Here is an 18,772-nt window from a genome sequence, read left to right on the forward strand (position 1 = left end):
CAGCAGCTGTGATCATGCAGCTTCTTGCCTGAGCCTGTTTCGCGCTTGAGACAGACTCTGTGCTCGTTTATGATTGCGTCCTTCATCAGATGCAGCGCGAAAGAGGGTCAGGCATGCAATTACTCGACGGAAAACTCACCTCCGAACAAATCAAACAGGAAATCGCCGAACAGGTTGCCGATATCAAGGCAGCCGGCAAGCGTGCCCCCCACCTGGCCGCTATTCTGGTTGGCGATGACGGGGCCAGTGAAACCTATGTGAACAACAAGGTACTGGACTGCAAGCAGGTCGGTTTTGAGTCTACCCTGATTCGTCTGCCCGACTCCGTCTCTGAAGATGAACTGATGGGCGAGATTGATAAACTGAACAACGATGACAACATCGACGGTTTCATCGTTCAGGTACCTCTGCCAAAGCACATCGATGAAACTCGCGTGACGCTGAGTATTGACCCGGCGAAAGATGTTGACGGTTTTTCACCAGCCAGCGTCGGCCGTATGTGTCTGGGTCTGCCTACGTTTATCTCTGCTACACCTAATGGTGTGATGGAGCTGTTGAAACGCTATAACGTGGATACCAGTGGCAAACACTGTGTGGTTGTCGGTCGCAGCCATATTGTTGGCACGCCAATGTCCATCCTGATGTCCCGCAACACCAATCCGGGAAATGCCACTGTGACGCTGGTACACAGCCGCACACAGAATATGGAAGAGATTTGCCGCAGCGCAGACATCCTGATTGTTGCTATTGGCAAGGCTGAGTTCGTCACTGCAGATCTGGTCAAGCCAGGTGCCGTGGTCATCGATGTGGGTATTACCCGTGTCGACGATGCCAGCCGTCCGAAAGGCTTCCGGCTGGCGGGGGATGTTGATTTTGCTTCTGTCAGCGAGAAGTGCAGCTATATTACCCCAGTTCCTGGCGGTGTTGGCCCGATGACTCGCGCCTCGTTGCTGCAAAATACCCTGAAAGCCTGGCAAATGCGTCAGCAAGAGGCTTAATGCCGGTATCTTTTTTGGCCCTGCTCCACCGACCCTGAAGGGAAGTCATCATGTTTGATCAGCTCAGCTCGCTACCGCCCGATCCCATACTCGGCCTGATGGCCGCCTATCGTGCCGACAGCAACCCCAACAAGATTGATCTGGGTGTTGGCGTCTATAAGGATGAAACCGGCACGACACCGGTCATGAAAGCGGTCAAGGCAGCTGAAAGCCGGCTGTTGTCTACCCAGAACAGTAAAGCGTATGTCGGACCTGTGGGCCTGGATACGTTCAATGACTCAGTCGCTGAACTGGTCTTTGGCAAAGAACTGACACGCAAACTCGGTGCCCGACGAGTGACTTTCCAGACCCCGGGCGGTTGTGGCGGGTTACGGCTGGCGGCCGAATTTATTCAGCGCATTAAACCCGGCTCGCGCATTCTGGTCAGTGACCCGACCTGGGCCAACCATGTGCCTCTGCTAGGCGATGCCGGGCTGGAGATTGAGACTTACCCTTATTATGATCGCGGCTGCCACAGCATCCGCTTTGATGAAATGATGGCTGTACTGGCCAATGCCGGGCCGAATGATCTGGTCCTGCTTCACGGCTGCTGCCATAACCCCTGTGGCGCTGACCTGACAACTGAACAATGGCAAGCCGTAGCAACCCTCGCTGACAAGAACGGCTTTATTCCGTTTATCGACCTGGCCTACCACGGTCTGGGTGACGGGCTGGATGAGGACGCATACGGGCTGCGGCTACTGGCAGAAACGGTACCGGAAATGATTGTCGTCAATTCCTGTTCCAAGAACTTCGGCCTCTACCGTGAGCGCACCGGCGGCCTGAGCATCATCACGACCAGCGAGCAAAGCAGCCGTGCAGCCGCCAGCCAGGTGGCCGCTATCGCCCGCGGCATTTACTCAATGCCACCGGATCATGGCGCCTCAGTCGTGGCTGAAATCCTGCAGGATGACACTTTGAGACAACAGTGGGACAACGAGCTTCGCGAAGTCAGGCAGCGAATCAATGCCTTGCGCTCGCAACTGGTCACCGCTCTGAAAGCACGCCAGGTGGCAGAAGACTTCAGTTTCATCGAGCGAGAGAAAGGCATGTTCTCATTTCTGGGCTTGAGTGTTGCCCAGGTGCAAACACTGGTTACGGATTATTCAGTCTATCTGGTAGACTCAAGTCGTATCAATGTTGCAGGTATCAATAACAGCAACATTGACTACCTGGCTGATGCTATCGCCAATGTTGTGGCATCACCGTCAGCCTGAAGGTTAATCAGGGCCTGCCGCAGGCCCTGGAAAGGTGTTGCAAGACAACCTTGCAAATGTAGCCGAGAAGTCATTGTGAAGTAGCCGAGGCGCAGTTATGGATCAGAAAGACCGCACCACCACGCTAAACCTGGCAATTGCCATCAGCAGTATTGTCGCTGGCGCCATGTTATTGCTGGTCGTATCAACCCTGCTCAGCAGTTGAATGACGCTTTTTCAGGGCAGGCCCCACCCGCTCTGACAGCTTGCGCAACGCCACCTCTGTGGTCTCCCAATCAATACAGGCATCGGTAATTGACACACCATACTTTATGGAGTCCAGGTCGTCCGGAATCGGCTGGTTGCCTGCATTAATATGGCTCTCCACCATGACACCAATGATTGAACGATTCCCCTGTTCAATTTGTTCTGCCACATTATCCAGTACCTCAAGCTGCAGTTCATGCTGTTTGCGCGAGTTACCGTGGCTACAGTCAATCATGATATTTGGACGTATTGCCGCTTTTTCCAGCGCAGCCTCGCAGGCTTCTACATGAGGCTTTTCATAGTTCGGCTCTGAACCACCGCGCAGAATGACATGACAATGCGGGTTACCTGAGGTGCGAAAAGCAGCAACCTTGCCCTCTTCTGTCACGCTGATAAAAGTGTTGATCGCTGACGCAGCACGAATGGCGTTAACGGCAACTGTCAGCGAGCCATCAGTGCTGTTCTTAAAACCGACCGCGGAGGATATGCCAGACGACAGTTTCCGATGAGTCGGCGATTCGGTGGTACGGGCGCCGATTGCTGTCCAGCTCACCAGATCCTGCAAATATTGCGGTGAAATCAGGTCCAGCGCTTCAATACCGATAGGCAGACCCAGCGCATTGATATCCAGCATGAGTTGACGCCCCATCTTCAGACCATCGGCAATCCGGTGACTGCCATCCAGGTAAGGGTCATAGATCAATCCCTCCCAGCCGACAGTTGTCCGAGGTTTCTCAAAATAGACACGCATGACGATCTTCAGTGAGTCACCAAGCTCTTCGGCCAGTGGCTGCAACTTTCTGGCATAATCCATGGCCAGTGCAGGATCATGAATGGAGCAAGGGCCTACCACAACTATCAGGCGATGGTCTTCACCATCCAGTATCCCTTTCACCGCACGATGTCCTTCCAATACGGTCTGCATTGCCTTGCCCTGCAGCGGCATCGCCTGCTTCAGCTCAGTCGGCGTAGGGAGTAACTCGCTACTGATGATGTGGAGATTATCAACTTCTGTATGTGTATCAGTCATATCGTTTTCCTGAATTGTGCTGGGCGCATACCACAAATGCCCAATGCCATAGCATAAACCAGCAACCCTCCCAGACATAACCCGGCCAGGGATAAAACTTGTTGCCCGACTGGCCAGAGTAGCCACTCCTGCCAGTCGCCTCGGAAATAGAGCAGAAACACGGCCAGGGCAAGGTTCGCCGCCAGTAACTGGCTACCAAAACGCGCCCAGCCCGGTTGTCCACGAAAAACCTGCCGCTGCCGAAGCCCCCAGAATAGCAGGCCAGCATTAAGAAAGGCGGCAATCGAAGTCGCCAGCGCCAGCCCGGTGTGGGCCATATCCAGCACAAACACCAGCAACACATTCAGTACCATATTGCTGACCATGGCAATAACGCCTATGCGAACTGGCGTTTTGGTGTCCTGTCGGGCATGGAAACCAGGAACCAGGACTTTAATGGCCATAAACGCAATCAACCCCAGGGAGTAGGCCCGGAGACTACTTGTGACCTGCACGACATCCGAAGCCAAAAAGCTGTCACTGGAAAACAGGGTGATAATCACCGGTTGAGCAATCAACATCAACGCCAGGGCGGCGGGCACGGCAATCAAAATCACCAGACGCAGCCCCCAGTCCAGCAATGCGGCAAATTCGTCAGCCGACTTTTCTGCATGCCGCCGGGAAAGGCTGGGCAGCACCACTGTAGCAATGGCTACCGCAAAAATACCCAGCGGCAAGTCCATCAGGCGCTCTGAAAAATACAGCCAGGAAACACTGCCACTGACCAGCAAAGATGCGATAAAGGTATCGAACAGCAAATTAATCTGGCTGACAGAAACACCAAACATCGCCGGGATCATCAAGGAGATAATACGCGTTACCCCTTCATGCCCTTTGACCCAGCGAGGCCTTGGCATCAACTGCATACGTAGCAGGAATGGCAGCTGAAACAGCAACTGGCTGATACCGGCAATCATCACCCCCCAGGCCAGGGCAATTTCAGGCTGCTGAAAATAGGAGCTCAGCAACAGCGCTGAGGCAATCAACGACATATTCAACAGCGCCGGTGTCACTGCCGGTATGGCAAACCGGTCATAGCTGTTCAGGATTGCGCCAGCGAATGCTGTCATTGAGATCAAGAAAAGATAGGGAAAATTGATGCGCAGCATGCGCACAAACAGGTCAAATTTTTCTGGATCATCAGTGAACCCCCAAGCGATAGGCAAGGCAATCCAGGGGGCTGCCACTACCACCAGTGCCGTCAACAGCAGCAACGTGGTTCCAAGTGACGAGGCTACCGCATCGATCAGAAGACGGACATCTGTGTGCGAACGATTACTGCGATATTCAGAAAGGACCGGGACAAAGGCCTGGTTAAAGGCGCCTTCGGCAAACAGGCGGCGTAAAAAATTGGGGATTTTAAAAGCCAGAAAAAACGCATCAGCACCGTCTCCGGGCCCGAATACCCGCGCCAGCACGATATCCCGGACCAGGCCGAGAATCCGTGATACACCCGTCATACTGCTGGTTATCAAACCAGAGCGAAGCAGGCCACCCTTACGAGGCTTACGCGGCTTGCCCTGTTTCTCCCCGCTATCCGTTGATGCCGGGGTATCCTTCTCATTTTGCTTCAAACTCAAAGCTCTGTCCTGTAATCTTTAGCGCTGGCGGCATGGCCAAACGGGTCACCCACATTATCGCATCATGCCCTGACAAAACGAACGGTAAAACAACAACAATGATGAATCATTCAGCAAATCAACGTGTGAACGTAACCCGGCGCCTGCGTGCCATCGGCCCCGGTCTGATTATGGCCTCTGCTGCGGTCGGTGCCTCCCACCTGGTGGCATCAACCCAGTCCGGCGCCTTGTTTGGCTGGCAACTGCTGTGGCTGATCCTGCTGGTCAACCTGCTCAAATATCCCTTCTTCCGTTTCGGTGTGCAATACACACTGAAAAACAATGAAAGCCTGCTTGAAGGATACCTGCGGCAGGGGCGTGGCTGGCTGCAAGCCTTCACTGCGCTGAACCTGTTTGCAGCGGTCGTGAACACAGCCGGGGTGCTTTTGTTGACGGCCAGTCTGTTGCAATATTTCATTCCCGGACAGGTTTCGTTGACGTTACTTTGCTGGCTGTTACTGGCAGGCTGCCTGCTGATACTGCTGGCCGGTCATTATCGGGTCCTGGACGGCTTGTCACGGGCGCTGATGCTTACCCTGACTGTCTGCTCATTTATTGCGTTATTTATCGCCTGGCGCAATGGCAGCTCCGCTCCGGCGGATTTCGTCAGCCCTTCTCCCTGGCAGCTGTCTGCGCTGGCCTTTATCGTGGCGACACTGGGCTGGATGCCAGTACCCATTGAATTGTCAGCAATCAATTCTGTGTGGTTACGCTCTAAACAGAAACTGGCTCAGGTCAGTGAAGCTGACGGCCTGTTCGATTTCAACCTTGGCTATATCGTAGCGGTGGTGCTGGCCGTTGTCTTCCTCTCATTGGGCGCTTTACTGCAACATGGCGTTAACCAGGAAATAGAACTGGCTGGTGCGGCTTTCGCTCAGCAACTGGTGTCTATGTACGCGGACACTATTGGCAGCTGGTCGCAACTGTTTATCGCATTCATCGCCTTCATGTGTATGTTTGGCACCACACTGGCTGTGCTGGACGGTTACGCTCGCACAATCGACCAGTCAATTCAGTTATTAAAGAGAGGAACCGCTGAAAACCCGGCTGACGATGCACCCCGCAGCAAGACCCTGCCTGCCTGGATTGTTGCTCAAGCGGCGATGGGGATGGCAGTTGTGCTGTTTTTCCAGTCGGCGTTAAGCCCAATGCTGAGCTTTGCGATGACCATGGCTTTTCTGACCACACCTTTTTTCGCCTGGCTGAATTTCAGCCTGGTCAGAGGAAGAGGTATTTCGAAGGGAATGAATGCGCTGGCATGGACAGGTATTGTTTACCTGAGCGGCTTTAGTCTGCTATATCTGCTTTGGATCGTCTGGGGGCAAGCCTAGCCCCCAGATCGATTGGCATAAAGCGATTTATTTGTTGATAGCGCGTAGCATCCAGGCAGTCTTCTCATGGATGCGCATACGATCTGAAGCCAATGCAGCCGATGACTCATCATCGCCAGCTTCTGCCACTTTAAGCACGTCACGACAGGTTTTCACAACCTGCTCATGGCCTTTGGTCAGTAAATCAACCATCGTTTTTGCATCAGGGACACCATCAACTTCTTCAATGGAGCTCAGTTTGGCAAATTCCTTGTACGTACCAGGTGCAGGCACATCAAGTGTTCGAATCCGCTCTGCAATTTCGTCCACGGCCGTCGCCAGCTCGGTGTAATGCTCTTCAAACATTAAATGCAATTCCCGAAACTGTGGCCCTTCCACGTTCCAGTGGAAATTATGAGTCTGCAAGTACAATGTGTATGAATCGGCCAACAATCGTTTCAGCCCATCAGCGATACTATTGCGATCCGCTTGCTCGATACCGATATCAATCTTGCTCATAATCATTCTGCTCCTTCAGTGTATTAACAGAAATCGGAGTATCCACAAAGCCATTGAACCCCGACTTGTGTTGATACCCACACCCAAAGCTTAACACAGGCAGAGAAATGACCAACCTTGATCTATCAATCGTCATGATAGAGGTAATTTACTTGACATCCCTTCTACTAAGCGGCATAGTACTGCGTCTCAAATTTTGCCACACGTTGACAGTATCAAGAGGAGCATCAGTTGGCTAACACTGCACAAGCCCGTAAACGCGCGCGGCAAAATGAAACCGCCCGCCGTCACAACGCCAGTTTCCGTTCTATGGTTCGCACATACATCAAAAAAGTTGTATCTGCAATTGAAGAAGGTAACTATGATAACGCAAGCGCAGCTTACCAGCGCGCAGTACCTGTTATCGACCGCATGGCGGACAAAGGTATTATTCACAAGAACAAGGCTGCTCGTCACAAGAGCCGTCTGAACGCCGCTGTTCTTGCTCTGAAAGCATAAATAGAACACCGGCGAAGTTGCCGGATTTTGTTTGCTCTAAGCGCAAATCACAATAAAAAAGGCCGTCACTGACGGCCTTTTTTGTTTGCATGGCGCATTGTACCCAAACCTACCAAAACACCGCACAAGGGCAGGGTCTCATAGCTCAGATAGCAGGCAATAAGACCACGCTTAGCGCATCGGGCGTCGCTCGATAAAGCGGGCGGACTGTCTGAAGCCAGCCAGGCTGAGTTTCCGCCCGCCGAGCGCCGCCCGATGTGCTGTGGTCGCCTGCTATCTGAGCTATGAGACCCTGCCCGATCTTCATCCGAGTTTTCGGCTGCCGGGTGAGGGACGCAAGGCTGTGGTCGGTTGTGGAATGTGGAATGATGACCTGCCCGCAACCCGAGAAAGCGGGCGGAGTGTCCGAAGCCCCCAGGTTAAGGTTAATGCTCAAGTATAACCAGGTTATCCCGGTGGATCATTTCCACGTCACCGGCATATCCTAGCAAGGACTCAATCTGGCGACTGGGCTGCCGCAACAGTTTTTGTGCTTCCTTGGCGTTGTAGTTCACCAGTCCACGAGCAATTTCAGTGCCCTCAGCGTTGATACAGGAAACCACTTCACCACGATCAAAGTTACCCGAAACAGCTGTCACACCAACGGGCAGCAGGCTCCGCCCCGACTCTCTGAGCACCTTTTCAGCGCCTGCATCAAGGGTTAGCGTCCCTTTGACTTTCAACTGGCCCGCCAACCACTGCTTGCGCGCAGCCACAGGCTGTCGCTCCGGTACCAGGCGGGTACCAACCATTTCGCCTTTCGCTAATCGCACCAGCACATCTGCTTCGCGTCCGCTGGCGATGATGGTTCTGGCACCCGAGCGGGCAGCCAGCCGGGCGGCAGTAATCTTGGTCGCCATACCACCGCGACCCAGCTTGCCACTGCCACCCGCCATTTTCAGCAAAGCCCGGTCATTGGCCCTGGCTTCCTTAATCAGCGGCGCATCCGGGTTCTGTCGGGGATCACTTTCGTGCAGGCCTTTCTGGTCAGTAAGAATCACCAGGGTATCTGCCCCCAGCAGGTTGGCCACCATAGCACCCAGGGTGTCGTTGTCGCCAAAGCAGAGTTCTGCTGTAGCCACAGTGTCATTTTCATTGATAACGGGTACCACACCCATCTCAACCAGGCCGGACAAGGTACTGCGTGCATTGAGGTAACGACGGCGATTAGCCAGATCATCATGCGTCAACAGAACTTGAGCCGTATGAACGCCATAAACCTGAAATGCGGTTTCATAGGTTTGCACCAGCCCCATCTGCCCGACAGCAGCGGCTGCCTGCTGGAGGTGGACTTCCCGGGGTCGTGATTTCATGCCAAGCCTGGCAACACCTTCAGCGACAGCGCCGGAGGACACCAGGATTACCTCAATCCCCATCTTGCGAAGCGCGACCAGTTGGGCAACCCACTGTTCGATTGCCGGCCGATCCAGCCCGCTACCGTCATTGGTAATCAATGAACTGCCTATTTTGATCAGCCAGCGCCCTTTTATACCTGCCACAGTTGCCTCACTCAGTTCCTGTCTCAATAAGCCAGCGGTTTACGACTTATTCCGCGTATTCCCACTCTGCCTCATCTTCATCGTCATCCCAGTCACTCTCTTCTGCCTCCTGGCGAGCCGCCTTACGCTGTGCTTTGGCCGCTGCAATGCTGGCACGAATCTCCTGGGTCATTAATCGGTCTCGCTCCGCTTCCGCTTCACGATATGCTTCATCATCTTTGAGACGCTGCCAATGCTGCTCAACAGAGACCATAATATCCTGACAAAGCTGATCACAACCCTCACCACTGATAGCTGATATACAGTATATCGGCACATCCTCACCAAAGGTCTGGCGCAATTTCGCCATCAAATCAGCCAGGTCGGTTTCCGTAGTCATATCAGCTTTATTGAGAACCAGCCACCGCGGCTTGCTGTATAACGTCTGACTGAATCCGGCCAGCTCATCGGCAATCGCCTGGATTTGCTCAGCCGGATCACTATCGTCCAAAGGAGCCGCATCCACCAGGTGCAGCAACAATCGCGTTCTGGACAAATGCTTGAGGAACTGGAAACCCAGTCCGGCGCCAACTGACGCTCCCTCGATCACCCCGGGTATATCAGCCATGACAAAACTGCGCTCCAAGCCGAGGCTTACCACGCCAAGACTGGGCACCAGTGTCGTAAACGGATAGTTAGCCACTTTCGGACGGGCTGCGGAAACGGCACGCAGCAGAGTCGATTTGCCAGCATTAGGCATGCCCAGCAGCCCCACATCCGCCAACAGTTTCAACTGTAACTGCAAACGCCTGAGATCACCCTCAGTGCCTTTGGTCGTCTTGGTGGGCGCCCGGTTAGTGCTGGACTTGAAACGGGTATTGCCCAGCCCGTGAAAACCGCCCTTGGCAATCAGCACCTGTTGCCCGATGGCCGAGATATCGGCGAGCACTTCCTCGGTATCCCGGTCAATCACACTAGTGCCGACAGGAACCCGGATTACGAGGTCCTCTCCGGCACGACCGGTTCGGTTCTTGCCCATGCCTCCCTGACCAGACTGCGCCTTGTAATGTCTCTGGTAGCGAAAATCGATCAATGTGTTGAGCGCATCATCACCCAGGAGGTAGATGCTACCGCCATCTCCACCATCGCCCCCGTCGGGCCCGCCTTTGGGGATATATTTCTCGCGCCGGAAACTCATGCAGCCATTACCACCTTTTCCGGCTTCAACGGTAATTTCGGCTTCGTCGACAAATTTCACTGGGTTCTCCGCGCTTTTGCTGTTGGTATGTGAATGCGTTTAGATGGTGTAAAAGGTCACCTTCGCCCTGCTCGTGCACCTATTGCATCTTGCCCGCTAAATTTTGGTGTTCACAATGTAAAAAGCCCCGTCTAGTGACAGGGCTTTTTGGGGTGACGCATTGTCACTTCAATCTGTAGGCGGTAACAGCACCGCCCCGTATGTCAGGCTGTTACAATGCTGACAAACTTGCGATTTTTCGGGCCTTTGATCTCGAACTGCACTTTGCCTTCCGCTGTTGCAAACAAAGTGTGATCCTTGCCAATACCGACATTTTTGCCAGCATGGAATCGCGTGCCGCGCTGACGAACGATAATGTTGCCAGCCAGAACCTGTTCGCCGCCATATTTCTTGACACCCAGACGTTTGGATATCGAATCGCGGCCGTTACTGGTGCTACCACCTGCCTTTTTATGTGCCATGATTTACTCCTGAGGCGACTTAGCCCTTGATACCTGTGATGCGTACTTCAGTGAACCACTGACGGTGGCCTTGACGCTTGCGAAAGTGCTTACGACGGTTGAACTTGATGATAGTGACCTTCGGAGCACGACCTTGTGAGACAACTTCAGCTGTAACTGAACCGCCTTCAACATAAGGTGCGCCGATCTTAACTGATTCGCCTTCTCCGACCATCAGCACTTTATCAAAGTTGATCTGCTCGCCAGTCGGAACTTCGATTTTTTCCAACTTGAGCACTTCACCTTCAACGACTCGGTGCTGTTTGCCACCACTTTCAATAACCGCGTACATAATGTGAAACTCCAGAATCTTGGGAATGCATGGCCGGGCGATGCCCGCTGCCGGATGCTTTCGAGGGGGCGTATTCTACGAAAACCAGCCCGCGCAAGCAAGTATTTAACTACATTTATTTTTTATTGCTGCAAAGCCCTTCATTATACACTGAAATATGAACTCTCCACTGCATTTTGCCCAATCATGACGAGAAAGGTCGCCGGGGGCTTTTTTGGGGCTGTCTTCGGGGAAAACATCTTGACAGCCATGGGCTGGCTTCATAGCATTGCCAGCGCTTAAGCAAAGCAAGTTACCATCTACTTAAGTCACTGTCACTTCAGCACCGGAATAATCAGGGAATGCCCAGTAATATAAGAGACGTTGTCGCCGAAGAGTTTTCATCTGTCAATGACTTCATCGTCGAACAGTTACATTCCAATGTCGAGTTGGTTGAGAACATTGGGCACTACATCATCAATGCCGGCGGCAAACGCATGCGCCCGTTGCTGGTGCTACTGAGCGCCCGCGCCTGTTTCCCTGATTCATCCACGCCGACAAACGCCATCAAACTGGCGGCTGTGATCGAATTTATTCATACAGCAACCCTGCTTCACGATGATGTCGTGGACATGTCAGCCATGCGCCGTGGCCGCCCTACAGCAAACGAACAGTGGAACAACCCCTCAAGCGTCCTGGTGGGCGATTTCATGTATTCACGAGCCTTTCAGGTGCTGGTAGGGCTGAATAGCATGGAAATCATGAAAGTAATTGCCGATACCACCAACACCATCGCAGAAGGTGAAGTCCTGCAGTTGCTGAACAAACACCGCACTGATATCACTGAAGCCGAATACCAGCGCGTCATTGAAGATAAAACGGCCGTACTGTTTGCCGCGGCCTCTGAATGCGGCGCCATTGTTGCCGGTTGCCCCCAGGAACAGCGAGAGGCGTTGCGCCTGGCCGGTCTTCATCTGGGCATGGCATTTCAACTGGTGGACGACGCACTGGATTATGACGGCGATGCCGAAGCACTCGGCAAGAATGTGGGTGATGACCTGGCTGAAGGCAAGCCCACCCTCCCCCTCATTCATGCCATGGCAAACTGCAACGAGGAAGAAGCAGAACTGATTCGGCAATGTGTCAGCAAAGGCGGTTCTGAACATCTGCAAGAAGTGATCAGGATCATCAAAGACAGCGGTGCACTCGCTTACACACGGCAGCGCGCACATGCTGAAGCGGAAGCTGCCCGACGGCAACTCAGCACCCTGGCTGACTCAACCTATCGCCAGGCCCTGTATGATATGTGTGAACTGGCTGTGGCGAGAATCAGCTAAGCAACGTTATCAACCCAGCACTCGTCGACAAGCTATAGTTTTTATACCCTGGCTGTGTTAAACACAGTCTAGCAACCTCAATCACAGGCAAATCCAAGCCCTGCGATAACAATAACAGACCAATGAGGCAAGGGATGAAACAAGCACTGCTTGATACACTGGACGATATCAAGAACTTTGAACAACTTCCGCAGGCTGAACGATTTCCGCTGCAAAACACACTGGAAGTCGTCGAGAACAACGCCACACGCTTTGGCGACGATCCTGCACTTGAATTTCTGTTAACCGGTCAGCGCAATGAAACCCCGGTAACAATCAGCTTCAATGAACTCGCCAACAAAACCCGACAAACAGCCAATCTGCTGGCGTCTCTGGAGCTTGCAGAAAACGAAGCCGTCTCTATCATTCTGCCGACACTGCCTCAGTCGCACCCGCTCATCTTAGGAGCACAGTGTGCCGCGATTGCCAATCCGGTCAACCCCTTACTGGAAAGTGAACACCTGGCCGAAATCATGACTGCCGCCAACGCACGTATCATTGCCTGCCTGGCACCGTCCAAACACAGTAACCTATGGCAAAAAATGCTGGCGGTACTGCCAATGCTGCCCAGAATTCACACGGTACTTATGGTGCATGTGCCAGGTTTAACTGATCCTGACGCAATCACTCAATTGCCTGATACCGTCAAGGTACTGGATTATAATCTCGCTGTCTCCCGCCAACCTTCAAAGCAACTGATAAGAAACAGACAGATCAAGCCTGACACCCTGGCTGCGTTTTTCCATACCGGCGGTACAACCGGTCGTCCTAAGATTGCGCAGCTGACCCATGGCAACATGGCATTTCTCGGCCAACTGGCTGCATCAATCAATCAGCACCTTGGTCGTCAAACTGTGCTTTGTGGATTACCACTATTCCACATATTTGGCGTTATCATTCTTGGCATCGGTGCGTTTTCTGCCGGCAATCGCGTAGTGCTGTTGACACCCAGCGGATTTCGCAACCCCGAGGCCATTAAAAACTTCTGGCACCATGTCGCTCGCTTTAAGGTAAACACTGTTTCGCTGGTGCCGACGGTATTGAGCGCATTAACACAGATCCCTGTGGGTGATGAAGATATCAGCCCATTGCAGCGACTGAGTTCTGGCGCTGCACCACTTTCGCAAAGCCTGGCCAAACGCGTCTCTGACGAACTGGGTGTCGCCGTAACTAATGGCTACGGGATGACAGAGACAACATCACTGATCAGCCGTGCACCGGATAACCAGCCCCCTGGCAGCTCCGGCCTGAGACTTCCGTATTCTCAAATAAGGATTGCTCATCTTGATGGTGACCGGGTGACACATGAGTGCGCACCCGAGCAAACTGGCGTCGTACTGGTCAAAGGACCACAGGTTTTTGCCGGGTATCGTGAAGCATCAGATAACAATGGCGCTTGGATTGAAGGCGACTGGTTTAACACGGGTGATCTGGGCTACCTTGAGGAAGATGGTTACCTTTACCTGACGGGCAGAGCCAAGGACCTGATTATACGTGGCGGCCACAATATTGACCCGGAAACCATCGAAGAGCCCCTGAATCGGCACCCGTCGGTGATGAGCTGTGTCGCCATCGGAATGCCAGACCCATACGCTGGCGAATTACCCATGGCTTTTGTCAAGTTAACTCCCGGCACCGAAGCCACTGCCGACGAACTCCTGCAGTATGCGCAGCAGGAAATCCAGGAACGCGCCGCCGTCCCCAAACGCATCATCTTTGTAGACGAAATCCCCACTACAGCGGTCGGCAAAATTTTCCGACCTGCCCTGCGCCAGCAGATCACACAGCAAGTGGTTCAGGAAGCGTTACTGACAAAAGATATAGTGGCAGGCGTTATAGCCAAGCTGGACAGCAAGAAAGGCATGACAATCAGCGTTACGCTCAATGATCCTGAGCAACAGGGTCTGGCAGAATCAGCCCTGGAAGGTTACCCTGGCCAGATTGATTTTAGATAGTACAGGCCGGCTTTTCCCACGACCGGTTATCAGACTCTCGCTCAGTCATTAAATTCGACCCGGATACCAGCACTCGTCGAACGCAGGATGGAACGGTTATCGATCCGCCTAAGGCGACTCTGGCTGGAACGGTAACGCTGATCTCCGAGCGTACGCAAAGCCTGTCCCATCAATAGCAGCTCCTCACCGCGTTCTTCATCCCCCATTTCCTGGTGCGTCAATCCTAGCGCCAGATAAAAGTCAGGCTCCAGGTCATTACGACGAATGGCTCGTTCAAAATGTCGTTGCGCATCAGCAAACTCACCATCCTCAAACGCTGAGTTACCCAGCATATAATGGTAATACGGATTGCGACGCTTATAGGCCTCGACAGCCCCGGCATACCTTAATGCCAACTGTTCCTCACCTTTACCATCATACAGCCGGGCAAGATTGCTGATTGCACTGGCATTGTTACGGTTTAGCCAAAAAGCTTTCTGGTAGCTGTATTCAGCCAGGTCAACCTGGTCTAACCGCCCCAGGATGCTACCAAGATTGTTCCAGGCAATATCCAGCTCAGGATCCAGATACAGTGCATGCTGAACAGTGTCCCGCGCCTTAACCACATCACCTTCAATCAGGTGCTCGACAGCCAGGTTATTGAAATAAAGTGCCTCTGCTTCCTGGTCACTAATCGTTTTGGCAGAGGCCTGCTGAAGTTGCACCTCCGGTGTAAAATCGACCACATATTGGCTATTCGGACTTAACCTGCCCAGGGCGTTGATATGCTCACTGACGACTAACAACTCACCGCGCCGATTCCAGGTAGGGCGAACTTTGGCTGTCTGGTAATTAACTTCCAACCCCAGGTGTCGGGCCAGTGCAATATAAAGATTAACCAGGGAAAGGCAGTTGGCCCGTCGTCCGGCAAAAACTTCAGCAGCTGAAAAATTCGCAGCATCATCATAAACGATACCAAGATATTCCTCGGAAAAAAGCAGTGACTGCAATTGCACAACCAGCTCCCATCCATCCAGATCGGAGGGAACGTGCTTTTCCAGGTAAGCGACCATCTCTGGTGTCATTTCTAGCAATTCAGCTGCCAGCACTTCGGATCTACTTCTTGGCAGCAACTGATTTTCGATCTCCGGATCAGGGCGAAACCCGGTATTAATAGAGATCAAACGACAGGCACTCAGCGCTCCTGTCAGCAATATGATTATTAGAAATTGTAGCCGGTGACGCACTAGCAATATCGCTCTCCCCCTGAAGCAGGCACTGCCCCCAGAAAGCCCTCTTTTCCCACTACTGTACTATAACTCAGACCGTAGCGTTCCAAAAAACATTGCAGGTTTAACAGAAATTTTGAACGTTAAAGTGAAAAGCGATTAATGACACGCAGGCAGGTATTGATCCGGGAACAGACCAGGAAAGAGATATGGCTGCAGCCCCGTTATGGACTGCAGCCTGGAGTAGTAACATCACATACCGGGGTAATTCGGACCACCAGCACCTTCAGGAACAACCCAGCGGATATTTTGAGCCGGGTCTTTAATGTCGCAGGTTTTACAATGCACACAGTTTTGCGCATTGATCTGGAAGCGTTTACCGTCTTCCCCTTCATCCAGCACTTCGTATACACCAGCCGGGCAATAACGCTGTGCCGGCTCATCATAGATTGGCAGATTATGCTCAATCGGTATGCTGGCGTCCTTCAATTGCAGGTGACAAGGCTGGTCTTCTTCATGATTGGTGTTAGACAGAAACACGGAAGACAACTTATCAAATGTAATTTCACCATCCGGTTTCGGATAGTCAATTTTGCGCGCCTGACTGGCCGGCTTCAGTTGTGCGTGATCCGGCGTTTTATCATGGAAGGTCAACGGGAAGTGACCGCCGAAAATATTATGTTCAATAAAAGTCAGGCTACTGCCTCCCCAGAATCCGAACTTATGGAAACCGGCACTGAAATTACGTGTTTTGTGTAATTCAGTATACAGACCTGATTTGCGAATCATCTCACCATAAACTGTCAGATCCTGACCACTTTCCACGTCGTCCTGAGTCAGTTTGGTCATCATGGCTTCGGCAGCCAGCATGCCCGACCTCATCGCCGTGTGGTTACCTTTTATCTTGGCCGCATTCAACGTGCCCGCATCACATCCAATCAGCAAGCCGCCCGGGAAGCTCATTTTTGGCAAGGAGTTCAGCCCGCCCTTGTTGAGCGCTCTGGCGCCATAACTGATGCGTTTACCGCCCTTGATATACTGTTTGATAACAGGGTGCTGTTTAAACTTCTGGAACTCATCATAAGGGCTGAGGTAAGGGTTGGTATAACCCAGATCAACAATCAGTCCCAGGGAAATCTGGTTGTTTTCAGCGTGATAAAGAAAACCACCACTGGAGCCAGCATAACTGTCACCTGTGGTCGGATAACCTGCCGTGTGTACGACCAGCCCTTCTTTATGCAGCTCATCAGGAACTTCCCAGACTTCTTTCAGGCCAATCCCGTAATGCTGCGGATCGCTGTCTTTGTCCAGTTCAAAGCGTTCAATGATCTCTTTGCCCAGGTGTCCACGGCACCCCTCGGCCAGAATGGTGTACTTGGCATGGAATTCAAAACCGGGTTCGAAGGCGTCTTTTTTCTCACCTTTGGCGTTAACCCCCATGTCACCTGTGGCGACGCCCTTAACGCTGCCATTCTCATGGTAAAGCACCTCTGCCGCTGCAAAACCAGGGAATATTTCTGCTCCCAGTTCAGTAGCCTGTTCTGCCAGCCAGCCACACAGATTACCAAGGGAGATAATGTAGTTGCCATGATTGCGCATCGGTTTCGGCACCAGCAAGTCAGGGAAACGAATCGCCTTTTCCGGGCCAGGAAGGTAGTAAACATCATCGCTTTCAACAGCGGTTTTTACCGGCGCACCTTTCTCTTTCCAGTCAGGAAACAGTTCATCCAGAGCCGTTGTCTCCAAAACAGCACCTGACAAAATGTGCGCACCGACCTCAGCACCTTTTTCCAGGACACAAACAGAAAGCTCTTTCTCAGCCTCCCGGGCCAGTTGCAGCAGGCGACATGCTGTCGACAACCCCGCAGGACCGGCGCCCACGATAACGACATCGACTTCCATTGATTCTCTTTGCATAAAGCAGTGTTCCCCCAAACGGTATCAGGCCAGGAATGCATTCCCGGCTTACTTTGCCTGAATTTCAGCACGAGTCGTCTAATCGTGTGCTGTTATCCATTCCTTGTGCAAACTCTGTAAAACAGGCCTTCCTAAGCTGGCTATTATCCTCAATTCAGCCCGAAATCGCAAAGCGATACCTGCAATGCCGAACGAACGTCCGGATAATTATAAACAAAAGACTCTGCCTGTAGTCGTGCTGGTTTGACATGCTGACCCTGCAGCAGCAGGCGGTCACCCATTTCGCCAAACATGGCTCTCACCCAGGAGGCTCTGAGATTCATCAGCGCGGGGCGACGCAGCAGCGATGCCAGTGTCGCTGAGAAGGTTGCCTGAGTAACCGGCTCAGGTGCAACGGCATTATAGACACCCTGACTTGACGGTGAATTCAGCAGATGTTGAAACACGGCCAGCAGATCCTGAAGCTGGATCCAGGACATCATTTGTCGACCACTACCAATCCGACCTCCCAGCCACATCCTGTACATCGGTAATAATTGCGCCAGCATCCCGCCATTACCCAGCACAATACCGGTGCGGACCAGGCATACGCGGATACCGTGAACCTCCGCTTTTCTGGCTTCAGCTTCCCAGCGGCGACAGAGGTCATGAGTATACTCTGGCTGCCCGCTGTCAGCCTCCGTCAGTGGGGACTCTGCACCAGGTAACTGAGTGCCATAGTAGCCAATAGCAGAGCTGTTGAGCCATACGGCGGGCCGGTGTTCCAGGCGCGCAACCAGTTGCACCAGGTCACGTGTCGGCTGAATCCGGCTCTCCAGCAGAACCTGTTTGCGTTGACGCGTCCAGCGCTCATTAGCGATCCCCTCTCCAGCCAGGTTGATAATCGCGTCAATACGAGCGGTGTTGGATATTTCATCCAGGTGTCTGACCAGATCCGGCTCTGGTCCCAGCTTGAGCCTGGCTGCCGCATAATCACGTACATACAAGGTTAGCCGGTGTCCCTGGTTCAAAAACAGACGAACCAAAGCACTACCGATAAACCCTGTGCCACCTGTAATCAGAATATGCAATTTTTTGGCCCTCTAATGACATGCTATTGTCAGATTTCTACGTTAAAAATGGCACGCTGTCTCTAGATTCTCACAAATTGTAACAATAGTCGGATGCAGATTTTTGATATACTTAGTAAAAATCTTAGACCAACCCCACCCAGCCATCAGTAGCAAGGTTCTTCACAAAAGAGCTTCCGCTCGAC

The 18,772-nt window shown here is 52.6% G+C and carries 16 protein-coding genes; 6 read left to right on the forward strand and 10 right to left on the reverse strand.

Annotated features, from left to right (window positions below; translation table 11 throughout):
- Nucleotides 1-113: 113 nt before the first annotated feature.
- Together folD and PSCS_RS15115 are read left to right on the forward strand one after the other, a co-directional pair.
- Nucleotides 114-998, forward strand: coding sequence for a bifunctional methylenetetrahydrofolate dehydrogenase/methenyltetrahydrofolate cyclohydrolase FolD (gene folD / locus PSCS_RS15110; RefSeq protein ID WP_068813300.1), 885 nt, complete (start codon nucleotides 114-116; stop codon nucleotides 996-998).
- Between the two features lie 50 nt (nucleotides 999-1,048).
- Nucleotides 1,049-2,254, forward strand: coding sequence for an amino acid aminotransferase (locus tag PSCS_RS15115; protein ID WP_068813149.1), 1,206 nt, complete (start codon nucleotides 1,049-1,051; stop codon nucleotides 2,252-2,254).
- A 184-nt stretch (nucleotides 2,255-2,438) separates the two neighbouring features.
- Here PSCS_RS15115 and PSCS_RS15120 read toward each other — a convergent pair whose 3' ends face one another.
- Together PSCS_RS15120 and murJ are read right to left on the reverse strand one after the other, a co-directional pair.
- Complete coding sequence (locus PSCS_RS15120; RefSeq protein ID WP_068813151.1) at nucleotides 2,439-3,530, reverse strand: 3-deoxy-7-phosphoheptulonate synthase; 1,092 nt, start codon at nucleotides 3,528-3,530, stop codon at nucleotides 2,439-2,441.
- Nucleotides 3,527-5,059, reverse strand: a complete 1,533-nt coding sequence (gene murJ / locus PSCS_RS15125; RefSeq protein ID WP_068813303.1) for a murein biosynthesis integral membrane protein MurJ — start codon at nucleotides 5,057-5,059, stop codon at nucleotides 3,527-3,529. Before murJ ends, PSCS_RS15120 begins: the two co-directional genes overlap by 4 nt.
- 188 nt (nucleotides 5,060-5,247) lie before the next feature.
- Between murJ and PSCS_RS15130 the strand changes: the two genes are divergently transcribed.
- The gene (locus PSCS_RS15130; protein ID WP_229694622.1) at nucleotides 5,248-6,519 is read left to right on the forward strand and encodes an NRAMP family divalent metal transporter; all 1,272 of its coding nucleotides are present in this window, start codon (nucleotides 5,248-5,250) and stop codon (nucleotides 6,517-6,519) included.
- Nucleotides 6,520-6,546: 27 nt separating this feature from the next.
- On the opposite strand, the gene PSCS_RS15135 is transcribed toward PSCS_RS15130, so the two are convergent.
- Complete coding sequence (locus PSCS_RS15135; RefSeq protein WP_068813307.1) at nucleotides 6,547-7,017, reverse strand: Dps family protein; 471 nt, start codon at nucleotides 7,015-7,017, stop codon at nucleotides 6,547-6,549.
- A 231-nt stretch (nucleotides 7,018-7,248) separates the two neighbouring features.
- On the opposite strand from PSCS_RS15135, the gene rpsT reads away from it, so the two are divergent.
- Nucleotides 7,249-7,515, forward strand: coding sequence for a 30S ribosomal protein S20 (gene rpsT, locus PSCS_RS15140; protein ID WP_068813153.1), 267 nt, complete (start codon nucleotides 7,249-7,251; stop codon nucleotides 7,513-7,515).
- A 425-nt stretch (nucleotides 7,516-7,940) separates the two neighbouring features.
- Here rpsT and proB read toward each other — a convergent pair whose 3' ends face one another.
- The 4 genes from proB to rplU all read right to left on the reverse strand — a co-directional run bounded on the left by proB (nucleotide 7,941) and on the right by rplU (nucleotide 11,082).
- Nucleotides 7,941-9,068 (reverse strand): glutamate 5-kinase, encoded by a 1,128-nt coding sequence (proB, locus tag PSCS_RS15145; RefSeq protein ID WP_106387140.1) that lies wholly within the window; start codon nucleotides 9,066-9,068, stop codon nucleotides 7,941-7,943.
- A gap of 31 nt (nucleotides 9,069-9,099) precedes the next feature.
- Nucleotides 9,100-10,290 (reverse strand): Obg family GTPase CgtA, encoded by a 1,191-nt coding sequence (gene cgtA, locus PSCS_RS15150; protein WP_068813156.1) that lies wholly within the window; start codon nucleotides 10,288-10,290, stop codon nucleotides 9,100-9,102.
- 203 nt (nucleotides 10,291-10,493) lie between these two features.
- Entirely contained in the window at nucleotides 10,494-10,751 is a 258-nt protein-coding gene (gene rpmA / locus PSCS_RS15155; protein ID WP_068813158.1) for a 50S ribosomal protein L27, read from the reverse strand.
- 19 nt (nucleotides 10,752-10,770) lie between these two features.
- Nucleotides 10,771-11,082: a 50S ribosomal protein L21 gene (gene rplU / locus PSCS_RS15160; protein WP_068813160.1), complete on the reverse strand. Its 312-nt coding sequence runs from the start codon at nucleotides 11,080-11,082 to the stop codon at nucleotides 10,771-10,773.
- A 341-nt stretch (nucleotides 11,083-11,423) separates the two neighbouring features.
- On the opposite strand from rplU, the gene PSCS_RS15165 reads away from it, so the two are divergent.
- Nucleotides 11,424-12,398, forward strand: a complete 975-nt coding sequence (locus PSCS_RS15165) for a polyprenyl synthetase family protein (RefSeq protein WP_068813162.1) — start codon at nucleotides 11,424-11,426, stop codon at nucleotides 12,396-12,398.
- A gap of 134 nt (nucleotides 12,399-12,532) precedes the next feature.
- On the forward strand, nucleotides 12,533-14,392 hold the full coding sequence (locus PSCS_RS15170) for an acyl-CoA synthetase (protein ID WP_068813164.1): 1,860 nt from the start codon (nucleotides 12,533-12,535) through the stop codon (nucleotides 14,390-14,392).
- A gap of 41 nt (nucleotides 14,393-14,433) precedes the next feature.
- On the opposite strand, the gene PSCS_RS15175 is transcribed toward PSCS_RS15170, so the two are convergent.
- The 3 genes from PSCS_RS15175 to PSCS_RS15185 all read right to left on the reverse strand — a co-directional run bounded on the left by PSCS_RS15175 (nucleotide 14,434) and on the right by PSCS_RS15185 (nucleotide 18,587).
- On the reverse strand, nucleotides 14,434-15,555 hold the full coding sequence (locus PSCS_RS15175; RefSeq protein WP_068813166.1) for a tetratricopeptide repeat protein: 1,122 nt from the start codon (nucleotides 15,553-15,555) through the stop codon (nucleotides 14,434-14,436).
- Nucleotides 15,556-15,852: 297 nt separating this feature from the next.
- Nucleotides 15,853-17,517, reverse strand: coding sequence for an electron transfer flavoprotein-ubiquinone oxidoreductase (locus PSCS_RS15180; RefSeq protein WP_068813167.1), 1,665 nt, complete (start codon nucleotides 17,515-17,517; stop codon nucleotides 15,853-15,855).
- Between the two features lie 149 nt (nucleotides 17,518-17,666).
- A complete protein-coding gene (locus tag PSCS_RS15185; protein ID WP_068813169.1) occupies nucleotides 17,667-18,587 on the reverse strand; it encodes a TIGR01777 family oxidoreductase in 921 nt (306 codons plus the stop codon).
- Nucleotides 18,588-18,772 lie beyond the last annotated feature (185 nt).

Source organism: Pseudohongiella nitratireducens (assembly GCF_001642735.1).
Lineage (GTDB): Bacteria > Pseudomonadota > Gammaproteobacteria > Pseudomonadales > Pseudohongiellaceae > Pseudohongiella > Pseudohongiella nitratireducens.

Coding starts and splice junctions, on each gene's coding strand:
- PSCS_RS15170 (WP_068813164.1), top strand. CDS start 12,533: ATGAAACAAGCACTGCTTGATACACTGGACGATATCAAGAACTTTGAA.
- PSCS_RS15135 (WP_068813307.1), bottom strand. CDS start 7,017: ATGAGCAAGATTGATATCGGTATCGAGCAAGCGGATCGCAATAGTATC.
- rpmA (WP_068813158.1), bottom strand. CDS start 10,751: ATGGCACATAAAAAGGCAGGTGGTAGCACCAGTAACGGCCGCGATTCG.
- PSCS_RS15115 (WP_068813149.1), top strand. CDS start 1,049: ATGTTTGATCAGCTCAGCTCGCTACCGCCCGATCCCATACTCGGCCTG.
- PSCS_RS15130 (WP_229694622.1), top strand. CDS start 5,248: ATGATGAATCATTCAGCAAATCAACGTGTGAACGTAACCCGGCGCCTG.
- PSCS_RS15165 (WP_068813162.1), top strand. CDS start 11,424: ATGCCCAGTAATATAAGAGACGTTGTCGCCGAAGAGTTTTCATCTGTC.
- PSCS_RS15120 (WP_068813151.1), bottom strand. CDS start 3,530: ATGACTGATACACATACAGAAGTTGATAATCTCCACATCATCAGTAGC.
- folD (WP_068813300.1), top strand. CDS start 114: ATGCAATTACTCGACGGAAAACTCACCTCCGAACAAATCAAACAGGAA.
- PSCS_RS15180 (WP_068813167.1), bottom strand. CDS start 17,517: ATGCAAAGAGAATCAATGGAAGTCGATGTCGTTATCGTGGGCGCCGGT.
- rplU (WP_068813160.1), bottom strand. CDS start 11,082: ATGTACGCGGTTATTGAAAGTGGTGGCAAACAGCACCGAGTCGTTGAA.